The organism is Alicyclobacillus suci, assembly GCF_017329615.1.
GTDB lineage: Bacteria > Bacillota > Bacilli > Alicyclobacillales > Alicyclobacillaceae > Alicyclobacillus > Alicyclobacillus suci.
The window spans coordinates 1-19938 of the sequence record NZ_JAFMTW010000054.1; the positions used below are offsets into that span (position 1 = coordinate 1).

General features: G+C 45.1%; 19 protein-coding genes and 2 pseudogenes. All 21 read left to right on the forward strand.

The genetic code is table 11. From position 1 onward, the window contains the following. A pseudogene (locus J3482_RS17565) lies at nt 1-175 on the forward strand (transposase); the annotation flags it as partial. Between the two features lie 471 nt (nt 176-646). Beyond that, a complete protein-coding gene (locus J3482_RS17570; protein WP_146824665.1) occupies nt 647-1669 on the forward strand; it encodes a helix-turn-helix domain-containing protein in 1023 nt (340 codons plus the stop codon). A gap of 13 nt (nt 1670-1682) precedes the next feature. Beyond that, nucleotides 1683-2423 (forward strand): hypothetical protein, encoded by a 741-nt coding sequence (locus J3482_RS17575; RefSeq protein ID WP_021297284.1) that lies wholly within the window; start codon nt 1683-1685, stop codon nt 2421-2423. Beyond that, nucleotides 2368-2790, forward strand: a pseudogene (locus tag J3482_RS21645) (DEAD/DEAH box helicase family protein); the annotation flags it as partial. The gene J3482_RS17575 and the pseudogene J3482_RS21645, both read left to right, overlap by 56 nt. Nucleotides 2791-2874: 84 nt before the next feature. Continuing rightward, nucleotides 2875-4149, forward strand: coding sequence for a DEAD/DEAH box helicase (locus tag J3482_RS17580; RefSeq protein WP_223204309.1), 1275 nt, complete (start codon nt 2875-2877; stop codon nt 4147-4149). A gap of 15 nt (nt 4150-4164) precedes the next feature. Beyond that, a complete protein-coding gene (locus J3482_RS17585; protein WP_021297286.1) occupies nt 4165-4515 on the forward strand; it encodes a hypothetical protein in 351 nt (116 codons plus the stop codon). Nucleotides 4516-4795: 280 nt separating this feature from the next. Next, nucleotides 4796-5542, forward strand: coding sequence for a metal-dependent hydrolase (locus tag J3482_RS17590; RefSeq protein WP_021297287.1), 747 nt, complete (start codon nt 4796-4798; stop codon nt 5540-5542). Between the two features lie 16 nt (nt 5543-5558). After that, on the forward strand, nt 5559-6296 hold the full coding sequence (locus tag J3482_RS17595; protein WP_021297288.1) for a hypothetical protein: 738 nt from the start codon (nt 5559-5561) through the stop codon (nt 6294-6296). A gap of 82 nt (nt 6297-6378) precedes the next feature. Next, a complete protein-coding gene (locus J3482_RS17600; protein ID WP_021297289.1) occupies nt 6379-7842 on the forward strand; it encodes an ATP-binding protein in 1464 nt (487 codons plus the stop codon). Between the two features lie 128 nt (nt 7843-7970). Next, complete coding sequence (locus J3482_RS17605; RefSeq protein ID WP_021297290.1) at nt 7971-8315, forward strand: hypothetical protein; 345 nt, start codon at nt 7971-7973, stop codon at nt 8313-8315. A 24-nt stretch (nt 8316-8339) separates the two neighbouring features. Beyond that, on the forward strand, nt 8340-8771 hold the full coding sequence (locus tag J3482_RS17610) for a pilin (protein WP_021297291.1): 432 nt from the start codon (nt 8340-8342) through the stop codon (nt 8769-8771). Between the two features lie 12 nt (nt 8772-8783). Then, nucleotides 8784-9182, forward strand: coding sequence for a hypothetical protein (locus J3482_RS17615; RefSeq protein ID WP_021297293.1), 399 nt, complete (start codon nt 8784-8786; stop codon nt 9180-9182). Beyond that, nucleotides 9179-9946 carry a hypothetical protein gene (locus J3482_RS17620; RefSeq protein WP_021297294.1) on the forward strand — a complete coding sequence of 256 codons (768 nt, stop codon included), beginning with the start codon at nt 9179-9181 and terminating at the stop codon, nt 9944-9946. The genes J3482_RS17615 and J3482_RS17620 overlap by 4 nt, the downstream gene beginning before the upstream one ends. Nucleotides 9947-10373: 427 nt before the next feature. After that, nucleotides 10374-11858 (forward strand): VirB4 family type IV secretion system protein, encoded by a 1485-nt coding sequence (locus tag J3482_RS17625; protein ID WP_188332392.1) that lies wholly within the window; start codon nt 10374-10376, stop codon nt 11856-11858. 5 nt (nt 11859-11863) lie between these two features. Next, entirely contained in the window at nt 11864-12961 is a 1098-nt protein-coding gene (locus tag J3482_RS17630) for a hypothetical protein (RefSeq protein WP_021297296.1), read from the forward strand. 14 nt (nt 12962-12975) lie between these two features. Continuing rightward, nucleotides 12976-14337 carry a hypothetical protein gene (locus tag J3482_RS17635; RefSeq protein WP_206922848.1) on the forward strand — a complete coding sequence of 454 codons (1362 nt, stop codon included), beginning with the start codon at nt 12976-12978 and terminating at the stop codon, nt 14335-14337. Beyond that, complete coding sequence (locus J3482_RS17640) at nt 14334-15527, forward strand: transglycosylase SLT domain-containing protein (protein WP_161624366.1); 1194 nt, start codon at nt 14334-14336, stop codon at nt 15525-15527. Before J3482_RS17635 ends, J3482_RS17640 begins: the two co-directional genes overlap by 4 nt. A gap of 114 nt (nt 15528-15641) precedes the next feature. Beyond that, entirely contained in the window at nt 15642-16757 is a 1116-nt protein-coding gene (locus tag J3482_RS17645; protein ID WP_021297299.1) for a hypothetical protein, read from the forward strand. A gap of 772 nt (nt 16758-17529) precedes the next feature. After that, entirely contained in the window at nt 17530-18681 is a 1152-nt protein-coding gene (locus tag J3482_RS17650) for a hypothetical protein (protein ID WP_021297300.1), read from the forward strand. 105 nt (nt 18682-18786) lie between these two features. Next, the gene (locus J3482_RS17655) at nt 18787-19602 is read left to right on the forward strand and encodes a ParA family protein (protein ID WP_021297301.1); all 816 of its coding nucleotides are present in this window, start codon (nt 18787-18789) and stop codon (nt 19600-19602) included. Then, nucleotides 19586-19938: hypothetical protein (locus J3482_RS17660; protein WP_206922849.1), on the forward strand; the 353-nt coding region annotated here is incomplete at its 3' end. The genes J3482_RS17655 and J3482_RS17660, both read left to right, overlap by 17 nt.

Below are 19938 nucleotides of genomic sequence, written 5' to 3' on the forward strand. Positions count from 1 at the left end.
GTTCGGATACAAATTCCACTTGGCTGTGGATACCGCGAGTGAACTGCCAGTTGCTTTGGATGTCACACCAGCGAACGTCTTTGATGGTGAGATGGCGGCACCATTGCTGGAACACGTCGTGACGACGCACGGTTGGAAAATCGACTTTGTCATGATGGATGCTGGATATGATCAAGTCATTTTCACCTCCACCCAAAACGACCATTCTACAAAACGCTCAAATATATAGAATACACAGGTGAATTGAATTGGATTGTTGTGGAATAATCACAGCCCAAACATATACAAATCCGTTCCTTAGCTTGTGTCGCTGTCTACATAAAAAAGAGTCGTAAAAAGCCATGACTATGCCATCTGACTTGTACAATAAATTTGACCCGAGCTAATGGGGTGCTCGGGTCAAATGAGCCACAAGGGAAACTAGATATGCATATGGGAGGTTCTACTATCTTGGCCGGGAAGGAACCTCCCTATTAGGTGAACATTGAAGATCCATCTTCGGTGGTCTTTGAGTTACCCATTGGCTTACCATGGACTTTATCAATGATCTACCGCACATTCAACGTGCAAAAATTAAATTAGATAATCCATCGTAAGCACTGTACCTAGTTTCCCTAATGGTCTAACAACCATAGGGGTGATACAAATGAACGTCCTATCCACCGAATCATCACGCATTCAAGCTATCTGGGGGAATAAAATCCTCGATGATGGATTCACACCTATCCCCAACCTCATCCTTCGCAATTATCGAAAATTAAACATCGAACATGGAGAATGGGGATTTATTACCATCCTCATGTCCTATAAGCATGACCACAAGAATCCTTACCCGCATCAAGAAACTCTCGCCAATCACCTTAATGTAACTGTACGTCAAATACGTAAATGGACTGATTCCCTCATCGAGAAAGGGCTTCTTCAGGTCGGGCGACGTATGAATCCCCACAATCATAGACTAGGTTCCCTCGTCTACAACTTCGAACCGTTGCTTCAACGTGCGTTAGAATTCGCAAGTAATGACCAAGACTCGCTGAATAACGCCGACGAGGTTGAAACTGTTATTTATGACGATCCATTCGTCGTACAATATGAAGATGCGTACACTGTCCCACAGGAACCTGAGGTACAAGTAGAGGAACCCCAGGTCCCCTTTAACCCTGAAGTTTCGGAACCTCAAGTCACAATTCCAGAGGAACCTCAGGTACCGGTCATGAATAGAACAAGTAATAACACTACTACCTCTACTACTACTTATAACCATGTGCCTGCGAGCGACAAAAAATTCGATAATGACCCATTTGAACAAATCGAACTTGCCATGATGACCAATATGGGCCGACCGTATATTGCAAAACGTGACGACTACATCGCCATTAAGCGTTGGTTAACTAGTCAAGTACCTCTAAGCTGGATTATCGATGGCATTCATAGGGTTTTTTCACAAAGACCAGGTGCAACCATTCGCTCGTTTAAATACGTATCCACCATTTTGGAGGAAGAATGGGCGAAAGAAATCGCCAAAAAATCCGATGTTCTGCCATTTGATTTCAAACGCATCACGAAAACGGAACAAAACAGATACACGAAGTCCACTAATCTGTCTGGAGGAGCTACTCAACGAGACGAACGATATGCAACCTTCTACGAGCTCTTCCCAGATGCGTGAGGGGGCTTTCACAATGCCAAATCGTTTTGCATTACGTTTTCTCAATCGCCAAATGGAGATTGAAACGACAGCGTCTCTAGATGAGTTTATGGAGATGACAAAGCGATTCCACGAACTGTTCGCAATTCCCCGATACGAAGGTTATCAGGTTTGGTACGACAACGGGGGATTATGGGAATCAGTGCATGGTGTAAAAGACCCGATGTTCATTCTGTTTGCGGAGATGATTCAAGACGTGCAGCCGAGTGTCGACAACAGCGAAGAGATTGGTAAAGCTGTAATTGAAAACTATCGGTTGTGGCGTAACGAGGTCGCTGACATAGAAAAGAATGGTCAACGCAGAAAATATGACGAGTCTCTTCTCATCGACTTGAAGTCAAGAATGGACGTAATTCACAAAGCGTTACGAGACCTAAAGGCAGACTTAAAGGAGGTCAACGTTTTTGCGATATTCACATTTCTGATAGACAACCAAAAGGTGTCTGTCACTCAAAAAGAACAAAGATTACATGTGTCTAAAACGACAGTTTGGCGTCAGGAAAACCTCTTTTTGAAGTTACTCGGTGCCTGGATTTTGAATCGTATACATGGTGAAAAATTTGACTCTTTGATTTGCCCTTACGAAAATCATCGTGAAATCGGACCACAATCCTATTCTCAACAGAATATGATTAAACCAACGATATCTGCTGTTCGGAGTGAGGTGCAATCTTTTGGAAATACGACTAAGACCATATCAACAGGAAGCTATTGATGCATTCTTTAAGGCCCTCCCTCACCATCGGCGCCAGTTAATCACGTTACCAACTGGCGCTGGTAAAACGGTGGTTTTCGGTAGCTTGGCACGTCGCTTCTACCAAGAAGTTTGTTCGGAGAAGCCAATTCTAGTCCTTGCACACCGAACGGAGTTGCTAGATCAAGCAGAGTCTAAGCTCAATTTAGTTTGGCCAGGTGTTATGACCGGGCGGGTCCAAGGTGCTCGAAACGAACAATTGGCAGAGGTTATTCTCGCGTCAACTCAAACACTCGTCGCAGGCCGATCTATTCCAGAACCAGGCCTCATCATTTATGACGAATGTCATCATAGTCGTGCAGAAGGCGCGTTCCGCATACTTCAGGATTTAGGTGTGTTTCGTGAAGATGGTCCACCCCTTTTAGGGGTCACTGCAACGCCCAGCCGCAGTGACGGATCCCAAATTGGAGACGTGTTTGAACATGTCACATATGAGCGTACGATCCTTGAAATGGTAATGGACGGATATTTGACGGATGTTCGGGGCCTGCAAGTAAACGTGCCAAACCTTGATTTTAGATATGTTCGAACATCTGGAGGAGACTACAGTCAGCAAGACCTCTCGGCGACATTGAACCACGACATCGCGTTAAACGCTGTAGTTGAAGCCTATGTCCAATACGCGCGCTATCGTAAATCTGTTGTCTTTGCGGTCGACGTTGCACACGCGAACTCGCTCGCAGAACGATTCAAACTAGCTGGATATGCAGCTGCGTCAGTAGATGGGTCTATGAGTGCAGAACAACGGGCACGTATTTTGAGTGACTTCAGCAATAATAAGCTTAAAATTCTCGTAAATTGTAGCCTTCTGACGGAGGGATGGGATGAACCCAGTGTAGACTGCGTCGTCATTGGCCGCCCCACAAAGAGCCAAGCATTATACACTCAGATGATTGGACGTGCGATCCGTCTACATCCAGGCAAGAATGACGCACTCGTCCTCGACTTAACGGGCGCTAGTGAAGACAAGAACCTTCAGACTTTTACCAAACTAATTACATCGCAGAGTTCAAAACAGAACCAGGAACGGAGGTCTTCTGACGGCTCGAAACGCAAAACAAAATCTGGGGAACCCGAGTTTGAAAAACAAACCATGATGACTGGCGAAAGTGTTACCGAATGGTTACAGCGTGTACGGGAACTCGAACAACAGGAAAATAAGTTTATTGAACACGTTAACCTCTTTGCCAACCGTACTCGCTATCATTGGGAACGTATCAAAAACCACTTTGCAATTTCATATGGCGATGGCCATTGGGCATTCCTCATCGAGGAACAGAAACAGTATTGGCCCGTTCTCGACATTGGAAATAGTCGATATTTACCCCTTCATGATGAATCAATGCCGCTCGAATACGCACAAGGCGTCGCTGAAGGTTTCTTGGAGTTACTCGAGAGCAAAGTCATAGCAAAAGATGCAGACTGGCGAAATGCACGTATGTCAGCTAGACAAGAGCATCTGCTCGAACTTTACCACATTCCTCATCGAGCGGACTGGACTCGTGGGATGGCGAGCGATGCTTTAAACAAAAAATTCGCGAAAAGGGAAATCAAAAAAGTCTGCGAACGGTTTGTCCCGGAACGTTGGCGTGAAGCCTGGAAAAATCCAGTTGCAAAGGAAAAATACGAACGGATGGTTTTATCAATTCGCGAACAAGCACAGCAACAAAGACGTGCTGCCCAATGATAGGAGGCTTAAACTTTGCAACCTTCTGAAAAGGCATCTGAAGCGATATCGATCATTAAACATAATATCCGAGCTGCTCAAACCAACAAGCGGTTTGGTTCGCCCTCCCCTGCCGTCACAACAAAAAATAATGAAACCGATGAACTCGTTAAAGAAGTCAACCGCCTAGCCGGGGTACTCATCTTTCTTACGGAACAATACAAAACGCTAGCATATGCACACATTCTCGACCCTTTCTCTCTTGAGTACGAAAAGGTCGAGCAAAATGTCTCAACCGTGGAAAAAGCTATCAAGGCGGCACGGGTTCATCTAAAAACATATCGGCTAGGAACGAAAACGAAACAAAACGAGCTGAATACTCCTTAGTCTCGAATTAACGAAACTTTTTCAATGAAAACGAACATGTGTAACTCGTCCAAGCGGCGTGAAAGAAGAAAATGACGTGCTCCTCCCTATAACTAAACAGAGGTTTCCACGCATCCGTCATTTAATGAACGACCGGGAAGCGTTTGTCCAAATCGTACAAACTACGGACTTCATTCCTTGGGTACGTTCGAAAAACATGAAACAATTTGTCGTGATTTGAAACTTTTTGCGTTTGAAACCTTGCTATCCTTGAAATAACAAAAGGAAGCGAGGCGACAGTATGCTAGGTCGTACACATATGGCGGTTGGTGCTCTTGGTGCTGCAACAGCCGCCCCTCTCCTACTCCATGAACCATCACACATGCTTACCCCACTCCGATCTGTCATCGGAGGTACACATTCCATTGAATCACTCGTCGCTGTCATACTGGCGGGCGCCGTGGGCGGACTCTTACCGGACATGGATCAGAAGGACGCGCAAGCATCCCGACGGGTCGAACGGATTGGACAACTGGCGTCCATCATCATCATTTTCGGCGCTCTATTTGTCCTTCATCTCTGGCACTCCCCTATCGCTTGGGCGGTCGCGGTACTTGCCTACTTTGGTGCTATATCACACGCTGAATGGATGCGAAAACTTTCCATGCTTTTATTAGCCGGAGGCTCATTCGTCTTTGGCGTAACTCATCAACGCTGGATGACGTCAATGATTTTCGCCGCGGTATGGTTCGTAGCGGCGACATTTACACCGCACAGAACGTTTACACACTCAATTATCGGAACAGCCGTCACGTTCGGTGCCCTTGTCTTCATAAATAACCAACTACATGCGCCGTTCCTGCTCGACGCCATCATGATTGGGTACGTGTTGCACATCTTAGCCGATGCAATCGCCGGTGGTGTACCACTTCTCTGGCCATACAAGAGACGTCAAGGAGTTCGGTTAGTTAGAACCGGCGACTGGCGAGACCACATCATTGGCAGTCTCTCCACCATCTTAATGCTTGTAGTCACGTTTGTACGCTAAGAAGGAGGATTAAACCATGGGAGCACAAAAGACAATTTTTCTTGTTGGCGCCGCACACATGACCTTTGAACAATGTAAAAAATTCACTGACTACCGCGATGCAGAAGAAGAAGCGATTTTTGTTTCATCTTGTGCACCGGGTATCCAAATTGAGGTATGCATTGCTCAGGAAGACGACACCAAAGGTCCCATTCTCGCGGCCTGCCAGTTCGGGAATCTCTTACACGTAGCGCAAACACATCTCTTCACTGTTGAAACTAAAGCTGAATTGAAATACCGGAAGCATATCGGAAAACAATGGTGGAAATTACTCGAAACCTACACAAAGAAAATTGCGGGTTACCATAATCGCTTGCTCCAGAACGTGACTGAAGAAGAGCGTCATGAGCTCAAGGTCCTCGAGAACATCCACTCAACGCTCATCAATCACCTAGCTGGACAAATGTCGGAGCGTGCATTCCAAGCTGTGAAGTGGAAGTACGTGGACTCCGCATTCTATAAAAACCGCGTGCCAGAAAAACCTGAATCAATACAAGGTTTCGAGGATTGCACGATCCGTAAGTTCTGCGCGGAAGCGTATGAAGAAACTGGGCGTGTAGCCTTGAACGAACGTTGGATTCTCCATGAGAGCGCTATGGGGAACATTGAGCAGTTTTTCAAACCAACTGCTCCAAGAGCCAGCGTAAGGCCAAAATCCACTCGCGCTAAGGGTTTCGAAAAAACACAGCCTGGTCAATTACAGTTGTTTGCATAAAAATCACTTCCAAAAATACACGCAAGCTGTCAAAATCTACCCTATGATGATGCTAGAACTATAAATTCGGAGGTGTAGTTTGATGGCGCCTGCAGAACTTGTAAGAGTAATTGCTATTACTGGGGCAATAACACTGGGTGGATCTTTCTTACCACTGATTGGTCTTCTTTGGCTTGTAAACTATGGGCGTGTATTATTGTGGGTTTACCGTTTCGTAACCCCGATCCTTGCGGTAGCTTTACTGTGGTATTCAGCTAGTTATACGATGCATCACCTAAAACCTGGACACTCATTCATGACAAACATCCATCCAATGTTGGCAACAGGTTCAGCATGCGTTGCATATCTCATTTTCTGGGCGGTCACAACGTTCTTTCATATCGGCCCACCAAAATGGTTCCTCTTTTTCGGTGAACTTCAACTCCAGACAACACTGAAACGCCGACTGGAACACGGATATGGTAACAAATGGATTGAAAAATATCAACGTCGTTCTATTGAAAGACGTAATTGGGCAATTGAAAAACTTGGACTGCACCGAAGTAATCAGTCAATACGAAAGACACCAGAACGGCCTACTGATCCTATGAACCGTACGAAGTGGGATTTGAACAAAATGGAGGAACTAGTTCGGGGCAACAATCGCCGGACGCAGAATCGTTATCGGAACATTGACGAACAATCCTCTCCCCCACCTAATTCTGACGAAGATTTGTACATGAACGGACGTGTTGCTTGGAAACCGCTTGGAAAGCAATTCAAAAAGAATCCAAACGCATTCAATCAGGTTTTTGGCATGGACAGAGTCATACAAGAAGTTGAGGAGAATATTTCAATGCTTCTCAACAACATGAACCTCGTCCGTGAATACGATGCATCTATGAGTGCCGGTATTTTGCTGTACGGCCCTCCGGGAACGGGTAAAACTCATCTTGCCAGAGCAATCGCTGAACACATGGGCTTGTACTTCATTTCAGTTCGTCCGTCAGATTTAATGGGAACGCTTATTGGTGCAACTCAACAAAACATTGCTTCCCTATTCAAAGAAGCAAGAGATCACGCTCCAGCTATCATCTTCATAGACGAAATAGACTCTATCGGTGCAAAGCGAGGCACTTCTCACATGTACCACGACCAAACGTTGACACAGCTCTTAATGGAGCTGGATGGTTTCGACCGTCGCGATCGTGTATTTGTCTTGGCGGCCACGAATCGCTTAGAAATGCTAGACGAAGCACTTATTCGTGACGGACGATTCGGAACACAGTTTTACGTCCCGAATCCCGACCAACACGCCATTGCACAAATGTTTGGTACATGGGGTTCTCTGCTTCACTTCGGAGAAGGAGTTTATCCAATTGAAATTGCTATGTATCTCGATGGCCAAAGTGGCGCAACCATTAAGGGACTTATAGAACGACTGAAACGAATTGAGATGCGAAAGCGTATTAACAAAGACCCGAACCCCGTTATCACTCGTGAAGAAGTATTCACAGAGTTGGAACGAATCGGAGCAACTACACCAAAACTCATGTCGGAAAAATAATTCTACACTGAACGAGGACATCACTTTGTGATGTCTTTTTTTCATTCCTTTAAAACAATTCATCACGCTTTTGGAACGTTTCACCCCCCTATTCCCTGCGATAGTAACCATTAGGGAGGTGAAACTCGTTGAGTGCTACGACCACAAACACTACCGCACAACCTGGACCTTCGGAAGTCACCAACATGCTAAGTGGTATGGGTATTCACCCGCTACATATAGGCTCCGTCGGTGGTGCTGTCAACAACGGCATAAGCGCTACGTATACATGGATTTGTTCTTTTGCCCTGACGTATGGCGTAATGTGCCTCGTTATTGCAGCCGTGGTCTGGATGTTTGCATGGAAATTCCGCGTTAATACGCTGTCCAGATGGTCGGTTCGGATCATCGTCGGTGTTTTCGGTGCGGAATGCATCGTCATCCTATTGCCTCAACTGTTCGTCAGCTTCATCGAATTACTTGACCGATTGTAAGAGAGTTATGAGGAGGAAATGCAGATGTTTCAGCTCTCACGAATCCCCTACATTCGGGATTCTAGGCGTATCAAGAGCTTAGCTACCACAGTATTCATAATGGCGGCAATGCTTATCAATCTGATTCCATCCAACCATGTATTCGCGGCAACAGATCCGTCATTGAGTGGATTCTACGAGGTCACTGGGGGTCAAGCTCTCACGCAAAATGGGATTGACTCCGCCATTGCAAACGTCGCGAGAGACATCTTTGGAATCCTCACGGCTATTGCGGCACTCGTAGGGATTTTCTACTTCATTGTGGGTGGTTTAAAAATGATGGGCGGTGCACGGAAAAAAGAAGAAGGTCTAGAACAGATAAAGTTCGCCTTCATTGGATTGGCGTTCGCCCTAAGCGCCGGTGTTCTAACCGGTATTGCTGCACTACTTGCAGGGGACTTTACAAAGGGATTATAAGGAGAGGTAGTCATGGATGAAGGCTATATCGAAGTTACCTCTCAAGGAATGCGTTTGTTTGCCTTAGGCCCCATATCGATTACAACCAAACATTTTGTATCGATATTCCTAGGTGCACTCGCATCATTTCCATTAGGCGTCATTTTTGCTACGTTGGGCCTGGTTATCCCGGGCCCTCCTTCGCTCCCCTTAATACTAGGGGTTATTGGATTACTGCCAGGAATCATTCTGGCACTTATTCCTCTACCAAAACGACAAACCAATCTACTAGTTTGGTTGTATCGAAAACGGAAATTCGCCTTTAAAACACAAACCTTCGTCTTTGATCGAGAATATCGCGCGCGTAAAAATTTTGAGGTCATTTCAACGTGGATGCGTGAGGTTAGAGAAGAAGTGGAGAGTGAAGTATGAAAATCGTGATTGTAGCAATTATCGTGATTGTCACCCTACTGACAATTATTTTGATTGAAAATCAGCGTTCAAAACGGAAACGGTCGATACAGGCGGCACAACGAGAGAAGGTGCAAAAGGGGACAAAAGAAAAACCGATTCAAACGTTTTTACCGATAGTGCGTGTAGAGGCAACTGGTGAAATGGTTCTTCAAAATGATGCATTTCGCCAAGTCATACAAGTTGGAAACCTGAACCCATTTGCATTGTCAGAAACAGAAGCTCGTGCTGTACGCGATAACTTCAAAACCATGTTCGGTATGTTTCACCAGCCTGTCCAATTCATCGTTCGCGGACGTCGAATGGATTTAACGGATTATCGGCAGTACTTCTCTCAAACATATCGGGCAACAGCAGAAAAATGGGAAAATGACCGATTGCTCGAATACGGCCGTCACTTAGAAGCCCATCTCGTCGAACACGGTAACCGACAGCGTACAATTCGTGAAAACTTATTTATCACACAAGCTGATACAGGATTACTTGGGGAACACGACTTGGAAGAACTCCGTCGCACGCTGCGCCAGGAAACAGAAACAGCATATAGCGGCTTGGCTCGTTGCCGTGTCTCCCCTCACATTCTGTCCAGTGAAGAAACCATTGAGGCACAACAGTTCTTTTGGAACCGAGAGAGAATTCATGCGCGTGCGCGCGATGCTGTGGCATATCAAAGTCTCAAGGAGTACCTAATTGGAGACGAGTCAGAGGTGAACTTCGGTGCTTAAAAGGAAAAAGAAAAACCGATTAATTGAAGCAAAACAAGAAGAAATCACTGAAGTATGGGGTCAACACGCACCGACCCTCCAAGACGTCATCGCGACAGCAAGTCACGTTCAATTTCACCCGAATCACGTAGAGATCGCGCCAAACAATTACCGTCGGACCTATTACGTGACGCGTATGCCGAGTAACGTGCACTTCGGATTTTTGAATCAATTTTTCGACTTTGGAGCCGATGTTGACGTGTCAGTACACATCGAGCAGGCAGACTCCGGGAGACAGATTAGAAATTTGAACTCGACAATTGGAAGCCTTCAAGCGCAAATCCGTGTTGACGAAAAAGCGGACCGTACAGAGAACGTCGCTTTCAACCAATCGAGGATTCAGGAGCTAAACACGCTTCGTCTCTTACTTCAACGAGGAGACGAAAAGATGTATTACTTGACCGTATTAGTAACGGTATCTGCAGACTCTCTTGTTGAACTAGAACGGGCATGTACGATACTTGAGCGCGAAGGCGGCGGTCGTGGATTCCAACTTATTGATGCTGCGTATCTGCAACAAGAGGGATTGCTCTCTGTCGCGCCAATCGGAATCAACAAATTGCGATACCCAATGGAAGTGTTCGGGTCATTTCTTGCCAACATGTTTCCGTTTGTCTCATCGCAGTTCAGCCATCGACGCGGACCATTAGTGGGCTTCGACTTGGTCTCGAAAGCACCAATGTTCTATGACGCGTGGCACAAGGATCTAAGCAACGCCAATATGTTTGTTAGTGGTGTTTCCGGTAGCGGAAAGAGTTACACAGTCAAGATGATCGTTGCACACTCGATACTCCATGACATCCAGACCGCCATTGTCGACTGGGAGGGCGAATACGCTGACCTCGCTAGAAGCATGGGGGGAATCGTTGTGACCATCGATTACAATTCCACAAACCTCATGAATCCTTGTGAAATCGAAGAAGAGGACTATATCGACGAGCACACAGGTGAAAAGAAAAAACGCGTCGATATCAACGAGAAGATTGATGAAATGGTGAACTTCACAAAGTACGCTGCTTCTCTCACCGGTACTGAACAACTCAAGGCCGCAGAGATCGCGCTCATTGATCGTCTTTGGAAGCAAATCTATCGCGATGAGTTTGGATTTACGGAAGACGCCAACAGCTTATACGAAACTAGGCGGCAAATGGTCGGGGACAAACTCCAAATGCGCACCCGCCGTAAACAACCACAGTTCAGCGACTTCTACAAACTAGTGGTCGAAGAGGCTGAAAATGATACGCGATTCATTGATTTGCGCGACCGTCTGAAACGTATAACCGCAGGTGAATCTCTTGGACTATTTGACTGCCAGTCAAAAGTTTCCTTGTCTGAGGCGCCAATCATTGTATTCGATTTGTCCAAACTTCACGAGAATAGCGATCTTCGTAAACTTGGACAGTACGTTGCACTTGAATACATTATCGAGTCGTTTATAAAAAAGAATCCCTCACAGAAAAAGCGTGTCATTGTGGACGAAGCCCAAAAAGCACTTGAAAACCGTGAAGGTACACCGGCTGGAGAGTACGCCGCAGTATTTCTCGACAACGCATTTACACGTATTCGTAAACGAGGAGGGTCTGCCTGTGCCGCAAGTCAACAGTTCAGTATTTTTGCATCAAATAAATATGGTGCAAGTATCATCCGCAACTCGGATACAAAGCTTCTATTAAAACAAAACGAGCTAGACGGACCTATGCTTAAAGAACTGTTTGGGCTTGCAGACCATGAATTACAAAGGCTCTACGATGCGCAGCAAGGTGAAGTACGATGGGACGTCAATGGTGAAATCGTCTATAGCTACTACAAAGCAACTCCATGGGAACACAAGCTGTTCAATACTAGACATGTACAAGCAGAGGAAGGGGCGTAAGCACCATGAATACGACCCTTTTGCCTTGGCTCAACTTCCTGATGACCGTGCTCATGGCATCTTCGGCAGGCTTCTCAATCGTACAAATGTCTCTTGCCGGAATCTCTATTGTAGCCGCAACGCCTCAGAAGCGTGCTGAAGCCTTATCACGTGTGAAATGGATAGCGCTTGGGGTCATTGTGTCCCTGTGCTCATACTTTCTAACGCGTTTCATTGCTTACGAAGCGTCGCTAATAGCACCACACGTAACGGCAACTTCACCAGGAATGACGTATAGCAACGGGCAACTTGTCAAACTACCTGGAGTCAAAGATGGCGGTGGACTCGAAGGCTGGATTGTCAATGCAGTCTTCTCCACCCTCACCGACCTTTTTAGCATGTTCGCCGCTGCGTTCTGGGCGCTGGCTGGTTTTACTGGTCCAAGCGCAATGATTGACGCCAATATTCAAGACCAACAAAGCAACGGATACGTAATGGGAATATTCCCTGAAACCACATGGACTGCCATGATGTACGTTCAACACGCGCTTTACATATTTATTGCTATTGCTGCGCTTATCTCTTTTGTAGTTCAAGGCATACAAATTCAAAACTCTCCGAGCTCCTCAGTCGCAAAAGAACGTGCTGTTGGGTTAGCAAAGAGTGTCGCTACGACAGGCCTCATGCTTGGCGCTACACCCTACCTTCTTGGGCTGGCAAACGCAGGAGTATCTGACTTGACTCAGTACGTGCAGGGGCTTATTGGAGATCATACGGCCGCGATCGCGAAGGCAAATCCTATGGTAAACATCATGTTCAACCCCGGTACTTTGAATATGTCAGCGATCACTAACTTATCGTTGTTTTCAGGTAACTCTCTCATGAACTCTATCTTTGCTTTGATCTACAGTGCAGTCAACCTTGTCATGTGGATTGTCTATCAATGGCGACGCGTTGTACTCGCCTTTTTGATTACACTAATGCCACTTTTTTATATCGGATTTGTGACTGGACGTAAACCCGACTTAGCCATCCACTGGTGGAAAGAAGTCATCGCGTACATGTTCATACCTTTTGTCGTATCCCTTCTCTTACTCGTTGCACAAGTATTTATAGGGATTTAAGGAGGCATACTTCAATGACGAGTAGCAACTTCATAGACCTTCTCGTTGCTGTATTTGCGATGATACTCATGCTAATCAGTCACAAGCTGATTAAGTCATTTCTCGACCATATCTTCCCTGGTGGCCATGGCCACGGACCTGGAGCGCTCCTCTCAGGTATGATGGAAGGACTCGGTATGGCAGCCGGGCGAAAACTGTTTGATGGTGGTATATCACTCGCAAAAACCGGTGCCTCTCTTACAAGTGCAGCTGGAATTGCGGGAGTAGCATCAGCACTTAGTCACATGAGAAACAAGAAAGCCTTTGGTGAGGATGGCCTTTTAAGTGGTGTAACAAAGGCCACATCTGCTGTTTCTGCATCGGAGCCAAATGGACTTTACCCGGGATCATTACCAACTGAAGAAAATGAGACCACTACATTTTTTCCACCAACAGGCTTTACGATGTCAGACACCGAACCAAGTGGATTCGAGACTGGTAAATCTAATTCAAGCATGTCGTTCGGCGCCCCTTTGGGTGAGTCGGATGCAGGTTTTTCTGCCACACAACGACCGGGTGCAGCGTCTCAATCCGTATATGATTCCCAATCTACTCTATATGGTGCAAAAACACAGCTCCGTCCTTCTGCTCAAAGTCGGATGGAAGAACTCTCTGGATTAAGGAATGCTGGAGTTGGAGAAGCCTTTCTCAATGGTGCAAAAGGACGTTTGAAATCCGATGCTATGCATCTACTGTCTGGGGAACGAGGAAAATTCTCTGGTGGTGTGAATAGTATATTTGCTGTAGCTAGACAGGAATTTGGGAAAAACGGGGACAACAAGATGGTCCGCGATAGCTATCTGCCAAGCATAGAACTTTTGAATGCCGCACGAAACGGCGACCAGTTTGCCATGTCAGATATGGCCCAAATCGGAAAATATCAAAATGACATGGATCAAGGTTTACAGTGGTACGAACAAGGTCTTGCGCTGGCAAATGCAATTCAACCTGACTATGATTCTGCACAAGCAGAATTAGATAATGCGAGCCAAGAGTTAGATGGAATCTCCGTGATAAAACATCAATTTGAGTCGAGCGGTGATACTTCCTCTCCAATGTACCAAAGCATTTCAACGCAATACGAACATGCGATTCAACGAAAAGAGACTGCCTCAGCTATTTTCAGTAGTCGAGCACAGCAGATGAAGAGTGCGAATGACATGATCGAACGTGGAGAAAAGCGAATGCTCAACGCTCAGAATAACATTTCAAAAATCAACATGGGATGGTACTCGCCCAATCAGCAAAGTTCTGGCCGTATACTTCAGGCTGCACAGGCGCGCGCAAAACGTATCACTTTATCCGACTTGGGTCAGTCTCCTGCGGGACATCGATGAATCGCAAACTGACCAGAGTCACGAAGGTTGCCGCCTCTTTCGGGACTCGCAAACTGATTCTCTGGGGGTTATGTGCATCAGTACCGTGCCTACTTCCAGTCATGCTCTTTTTCATCATCATTGCTGTCATCGCGAACGTAACCGGTACATTTTATCTTGGGTCATTTACCGGCATCCATCTCAAAAACCAACAAAAATTTACTGTGGAAGATCAGTCTATCAAAAACACTTACACAAACGTAGCTAACGAGTGGAAAAATGGTTTAGACACACAGCAACAAAACATAGTCATCACATATCAGCAATACATGCCCGCGAGCGTTCTTCTAACACTCGGCAAATTTGTAGATAACTATAAATCGAAGAATCAGCAATCTGCAGCGCAGTCTTATTACAACCTGCTTGCTCCTAAGTATACGTGGGTAAAAGGAGACGGCGAGACAATTACGAAGGAGCGCGACAGCAATGGAATCGTAACGCATATTTCGCACTTTACAGTCTGGGAGTTACGAAAATCGGTCATCTGGGATGGCACTTTCACCAGTACATGGGGAACCAAAACAATTGGAGGTTTTACAAATGGTGTAGGTACTGAAACGATTGAACCTTACATGGAATCCGAAAACATGACATACAATGAATCAGAGTTTTACGCTGCGGCAAAGAAATATGGATTCAAGCAGTCTGTTGTTAATCCATTGTGGTTTGATGCGATTTATTCTATGCAATATGCCGAATATCAAGCCGGAGATCAGAACGCAAATTTGAACGATCCAAACGTTCAACAATGGGGACCGATTTTCGGGAATTCTGCACCTGTTGTGCCTCCCGTACCGGTCGGAGCAGGAACTGTTGCGAACAAAGCCCAGGTCGAACAGTGGGTGAACGAAGCGATTGCTCTTGATGCTCCATATGGAATTACTTCTAGTTGGATGCCAACCATTATGCAAATTATCGCAATCGAAGACGCCAGTGGAAATCCGTATGCGGAGAATCCAATTTTGGTCATGGGACAACACGCAACGGGTATCATGCAGACCCTACCAAGCACATTCCAAGAGTTTGAAGTACCAGGTCACACGAACATCTTTAATCCCGTAGATAACATTGCTGCAGCTATGAGGTACATTCTGAAAGAATATGGTGATCCCGCGAAAGCTCTCGCTGAAGAAGCAAACGGAGGCTATTAAAACCGACTGTACACGAAGAAATACATTTGTAAAAAAGCCTCTTCTTTAGAGCTGACTAGACGCGGTAGAACCAGAACTTCTACCTTACTAAAGAGATTAGGAGGAACCATCAGCATGAAACGTCTCATCTTAGCGACGGGAATTCCGGAACTGGAGGAAGTTCTTCAACCGCGTGTTAAGGAACTATTCGATGCAGTAGAGTCGGTACTCTTTCTCCAAGCTTTAACGATTGTTCCTGTGGACCGAGACACAACCGTTCTCTTAAGCGATACAATTCAACACAGCGGTTCAAGACACATGGTTGACGTCGTTGACTTCCTGCGCCGGCAGGACGTCCGAATTGTATATATCGGGGAAGGACAAGTAGTTACTTCCCCCTTCGTACAGGAACTTCTCAGTCGCTCTGTATATGATTTGATTTTACGAGATGATTTATCTCTCGGCGACATTATACATACTCTCGAGCATCCCTCTACCTATGCAGACGTAGCTCATTTAGTTGCTCCAAATATTGTTCAAACTCAACACTCTCATTCCAAACGAACGTTAGTCGTAAGAACCTCTGACAATGACGACTCCGACGGTGAAAAATTCACGTCTGCGACACGAAAGAAAATGCGATTATTCCCTCGTCGCGAGAAAATCCTAGAACAAACGTACCCCGAAACCATAATCGTTTCGGGGCTACCGGGCGCTGGCGTCTCTTACATAGCCCTTAAAATAGCGATGAAACATGCTCAAACCCGTCGCGTGGCGTTAATCGAAGCCTCAGACCGTCCAACATACGCCCGGTGGTTAAATGGCCCAGCAAATGATGATGGCGCAAACGAATTAGCTATGAAAAAGACTCCCGAGCGTTCGTGGTGGTTTACTCAAACATTAAGGATCTACCCTGCTTCCCCTGATACTGGGGGGCCTACCCTCAAATCCTTGTTAGGTTCGCTTTCCTCCTTGGATACTGACATCGCAGTAATCGATGCTAGATTTGTAGATGTGCAATCATTTGGTAATTTAACAGATGTCTTAGTTGTACCGCCTGATCCAGCGAAGATTGAATATGTTAGCGGAATAAATACAAAAGAGTTGGTCGTAAATATGGCCCCCCTTTCCCTTCCGGTGGAATTAGAAGAATATGCGACGGCGTGGAAGGATATTAAAGTGAGAGCTGTACCTTGGTCAACAGAACAAACTCTTGCTGTAGTTAGTGGAGTAGTCGATAGTACAAAGTAGAAGAGCCTATCCAAAATGGACAGGCTCCTGACGAACGATGCAATTTAGTTGTGACTTAATACTATCATCTCTCGTAGTCTTTTGCAATTAGAAAAAACCGACACACTGAGGAATATATCGACAAATTGATTGTTCCAATTCCAACGATCATGTGGTAGGATCAATCTCGACGAAACGATGCGTGGGATGCTCTTAGTATCCGCTAAGCAAGGGATATCTATATTTATTTTTAGATATACCCAAGTTTAAGCGAAGAAACGAGAATCCTTAGTTCCTGCACGCACATTCGTCGATGATGAATGTGTTTTTGTTTTTATTTGGATGTTGATGAAATAAATGAGGAAATAAATAATAGATACAAATGAAAAAGAGCCTCGTACTCTTGGCGGGGTTCAGGCTCTTTGGGAACGACTATGTGATTTCGAAAAATAGATTATCACATGGTTTAGTTAGGGTCAACCTTTTTTCCATATTCCCATAAGTTTCTTCAACAATACCATTTCTACTATTCCCTACGTTCCCAAATTTAAACCGCCAAATGAAATAGGACGCGATTGCAGTCGCGCCCTGAAGGAAAGAAAAGTGTAAAGTTTTCCGTCCTCTCGGACGCTTCATCTGGTGGTCCAGACCAGATGAAAAATGTGTAAGCCTCTTTCTCAAAAAACTGAGATTCTTGAGGCTGGCTTAAAGTTTGCCTAAAACTGCTGTACGCAGGTGGCATAGTAAGTATACGTGCCCTCTGCGATATCTGCAAGATGTCTGAGGTGGTTTTGTGTTAAATAAAACAGCTATACATTTGAAAAGACTCTTAGACGAATTGAAAAAAGGTATACATACTCCCTCTAAGTTGGCAGAATCTCTTAATCTCTCTAAGAGACATGTATATAGGCTTTTAGAATTAGGACTAGCTTCTGGAGAAATCGTTAAGGTTGCTTCTGGTGTATATATTCACCAGTCAACAAATGTTATTTCCTTCCATTCATACATGTCTAATGTGAAAATGTCACAAAGTGAACAACATAACAAAACGAAACATAACATAACAAATTCTTATGACGATAGAAGTACTTCTCAAGATAAAAAAAACATAAACGGCATTGAAGCAAGTGACAAAATTCGTGCCATAGTGACATTTGTTTGTGACAAAGCCGGCCTTATTGCGTCAGAACTGGAGCTTAAACGTGCTGAGCGTATTTTACGGAAGGCAATAGTTAGACAATCAGAAATTGATTTTTTATCCTCTAATGATTCATTACTCGAGGAATACACAATGGAGTGCGTTAGGCGGATGGTTGAGCGTTTAGAGGCAGATCCAGAAGCGATACAAGTGAATTTGGTGGCCTATTTCTTCGGCATATTCCGTAACGTTGTTCGAGCCGATGCACGAGTTTGGTATAGACAATGGAAAGAGATGTTGAAAGAAGGTTCAGGATTAGAAATAGCTGCTGGTAATGAGGGGGCGGAATACATGTCACCACTCCCCTCCTCTACCTATGAAGAATCAAAGGTAGCGTCTAATAGTGAAGAAGAAAACAAGAATACAGTACTCGAGGTGCCTGAACAATGGACGTATATAGCTGTAGGTCTTGAAGACCTTGTAGCCAAATACAGTCTTCGACGTTCTGCTGTACACCGAGCTTCAGTATATCGAGTTATTGTGGGACTACACGAGGAAGGTATTCAACCAATGGATGTACAACGCGCACTTGATGACGTTGTTCAGCATGATCCACGTGCCGCGGAATATCTTGTACGCCAAGTAAAGTCCGGATTAGTTGATGAGACAATTGCGCAACTGGAGAGACACTACGCACGGTCTAAGACGCGTGTTATTGATGGTCCAAAAAAGAATGAACATAAGAATGAAGAACCAATTAGAGACGCGAGGTATGCGAGCTTTTATGAGTTGTTTCCAGAGTCATAATGCTTTTAGTGTTTACTAGCACATAAGCTAGTTTTCAGCTAGCTGGAAAGCTAGCTATATGTTATCGTGAATAAAGATTAACTCACATCTTTAGGAGGGGAACCTGTGCCTGCGCGTGTCATAACTTTAGGTATTCAAAAAGGCGGTTGCGGAAAAACGACGACAGCCGGTATTCTGGCGCATATATTAAGTACTGAGTATGCAAAGCGAGTATTGGTTATTGATATGGATAGCCAGGGAAATCAAACAGAGTATTTGGCTCGTTGTGATATATATGAATTCGACGGTCAAACAATTTTCGAAGCACTAAAAACAGGGGACGTTCGCCCTTTTATTGTACCACTATCCGAAAAATTGCATTTAGTCCCTGCGACAGATGTGTTAGCTACATTTTCATATTGGCTTTACCATGAGGGGCGTAATACATACCCAGAGAATCAGGCGATGCATCTTCGTGCACTTCAAAGTGCAATTGCAAAAGTAAGAGAGGATTACGACTACATTATTATCGACACTCCTCCCCACATTGGTGAGCAAACCCTAAACTCACTCGTAGCTTCAGATTACGTTGTGATTATGTTTGAATCGAGTAAGTTTTGTCTATCAGCGGTGGAAAGATTTATTGAAACGATAGAGTTTGTTCAAGGTGCAACGGGCCAGCTCTTGAACCCGGACTTGAAAATCGCCGGTATATTACGGAACCTTAATGACAAACGTCGAAGCGACATGAAAGATTTGGTGGAGCTCTGTGCTGAGCAATATCCAGATTTGGTATTTGAAACAATTATTGATCGTTCGGCAGCCACTGGTAGACTCGCCCTTACAGGGTTTGATGAAACAGAAAATAGAGAGTTACGTAAGGCCATTGAACCCTATCACGACTTTGTTCGGGAGTTGGTGCAACGTGTCGAAGTCGAATAGACCGGACTATAAAGCATTAGCAAAACCACAACGTCGCTTACCTCATGAGGCTTTTGTCAGTGGGAATACAGGACGGTTGCTAAAAGATATACAAAATAGCAGTGAAGGAAAGACTAATATCGAAAACGACAAACCGTCCAATGTCAACAGCCAAGCTAGCAACGCTGCTAGCCAAGCGACGAGCATCAAAGCCAGTAATGTGGCTAGTGAAGAAGCGAGCAACGAAGCTAACGATTCGGCTAGCGAAGTACCGAGCAACAAAGATAGCAACATGGCTAGCGAAGTACCGAGCAACAAAGCTAACAATGTGGCTAGTGAAGTACCGAGCAACCAAGC

Bases quoted from the DNA above. Each gene is read 5' to 3' on its own strand.
- J3482_RS17640 (WP_161624366.1), top strand. From the start codon at position 14,334: ATGAATCGCAAACTGACCAGAGTCACGAAGGTTGCCGCCTCTTTCGGG.
- J3482_RS17590 (WP_021297287.1), top strand. From the start codon at position 4,796: ATGCTAGGTCGTACACATATGGCGGTTGGTGCTCTTGGTGCTGCAACA.
- J3482_RS17610 (WP_021297291.1), top strand. From the start codon at position 8,340: ATGTTTCAGCTCTCACGAATCCCCTACATTCGGGATTCTAGGCGTATC.
- J3482_RS17635 (WP_206922848.1), top strand. From the start codon at position 12,976: ATGACGAGTAGCAACTTCATAGACCTTCTCGTTGCTGTATTTGCGATG.
- J3482_RS17620 (WP_021297294.1), top strand. From the start codon at position 9,179: ATGAAAATCGTGATTGTAGCAATTATCGTGATTGTCACCCTACTGACA.
- J3482_RS17600 (WP_021297289.1), top strand. From the start codon at position 6,379: ATGGCGCCTGCAGAACTTGTAAGAGTAATTGCTATTACTGGGGCAATA.
- J3482_RS17575 (WP_021297284.1), top strand. From the start codon at position 1,683: ATGCCAAATCGTTTTGCATTACGTTTTCTCAATCGCCAAATGGAGATT.
- J3482_RS17625 (WP_188332392.1), top strand. From the start codon at position 10,374: ATGTATTACTTGACCGTATTAGTAACGGTATCTGCAGACTCTCTTGTT.
- J3482_RS17615 (WP_021297293.1), top strand. From the start codon at position 8,784: ATGGATGAAGGCTATATCGAAGTTACCTCTCAAGGAATGCGTTTGTTT.
- J3482_RS17595 (WP_021297288.1), top strand. From the start codon at position 5,559: ATGGGAGCACAAAAGACAATTTTTCTTGTTGGCGCCGCACACATGACC.
- J3482_RS17630 (WP_021297296.1), top strand. From the start codon at position 11,864: ATGAATACGACCCTTTTGCCTTGGCTCAACTTCCTGATGACCGTGCTC.
- J3482_RS17570 (WP_146824665.1), top strand. From the start codon at position 647: ATGAACGTCCTATCCACCGAATCATCACGCATTCAAGCTATCTGGGGG.
- J3482_RS17645 (WP_021297299.1), top strand. From the start codon at position 15,642: ATGAAACGTCTCATCTTAGCGACGGGAATTCCGGAACTGGAGGAAGTT.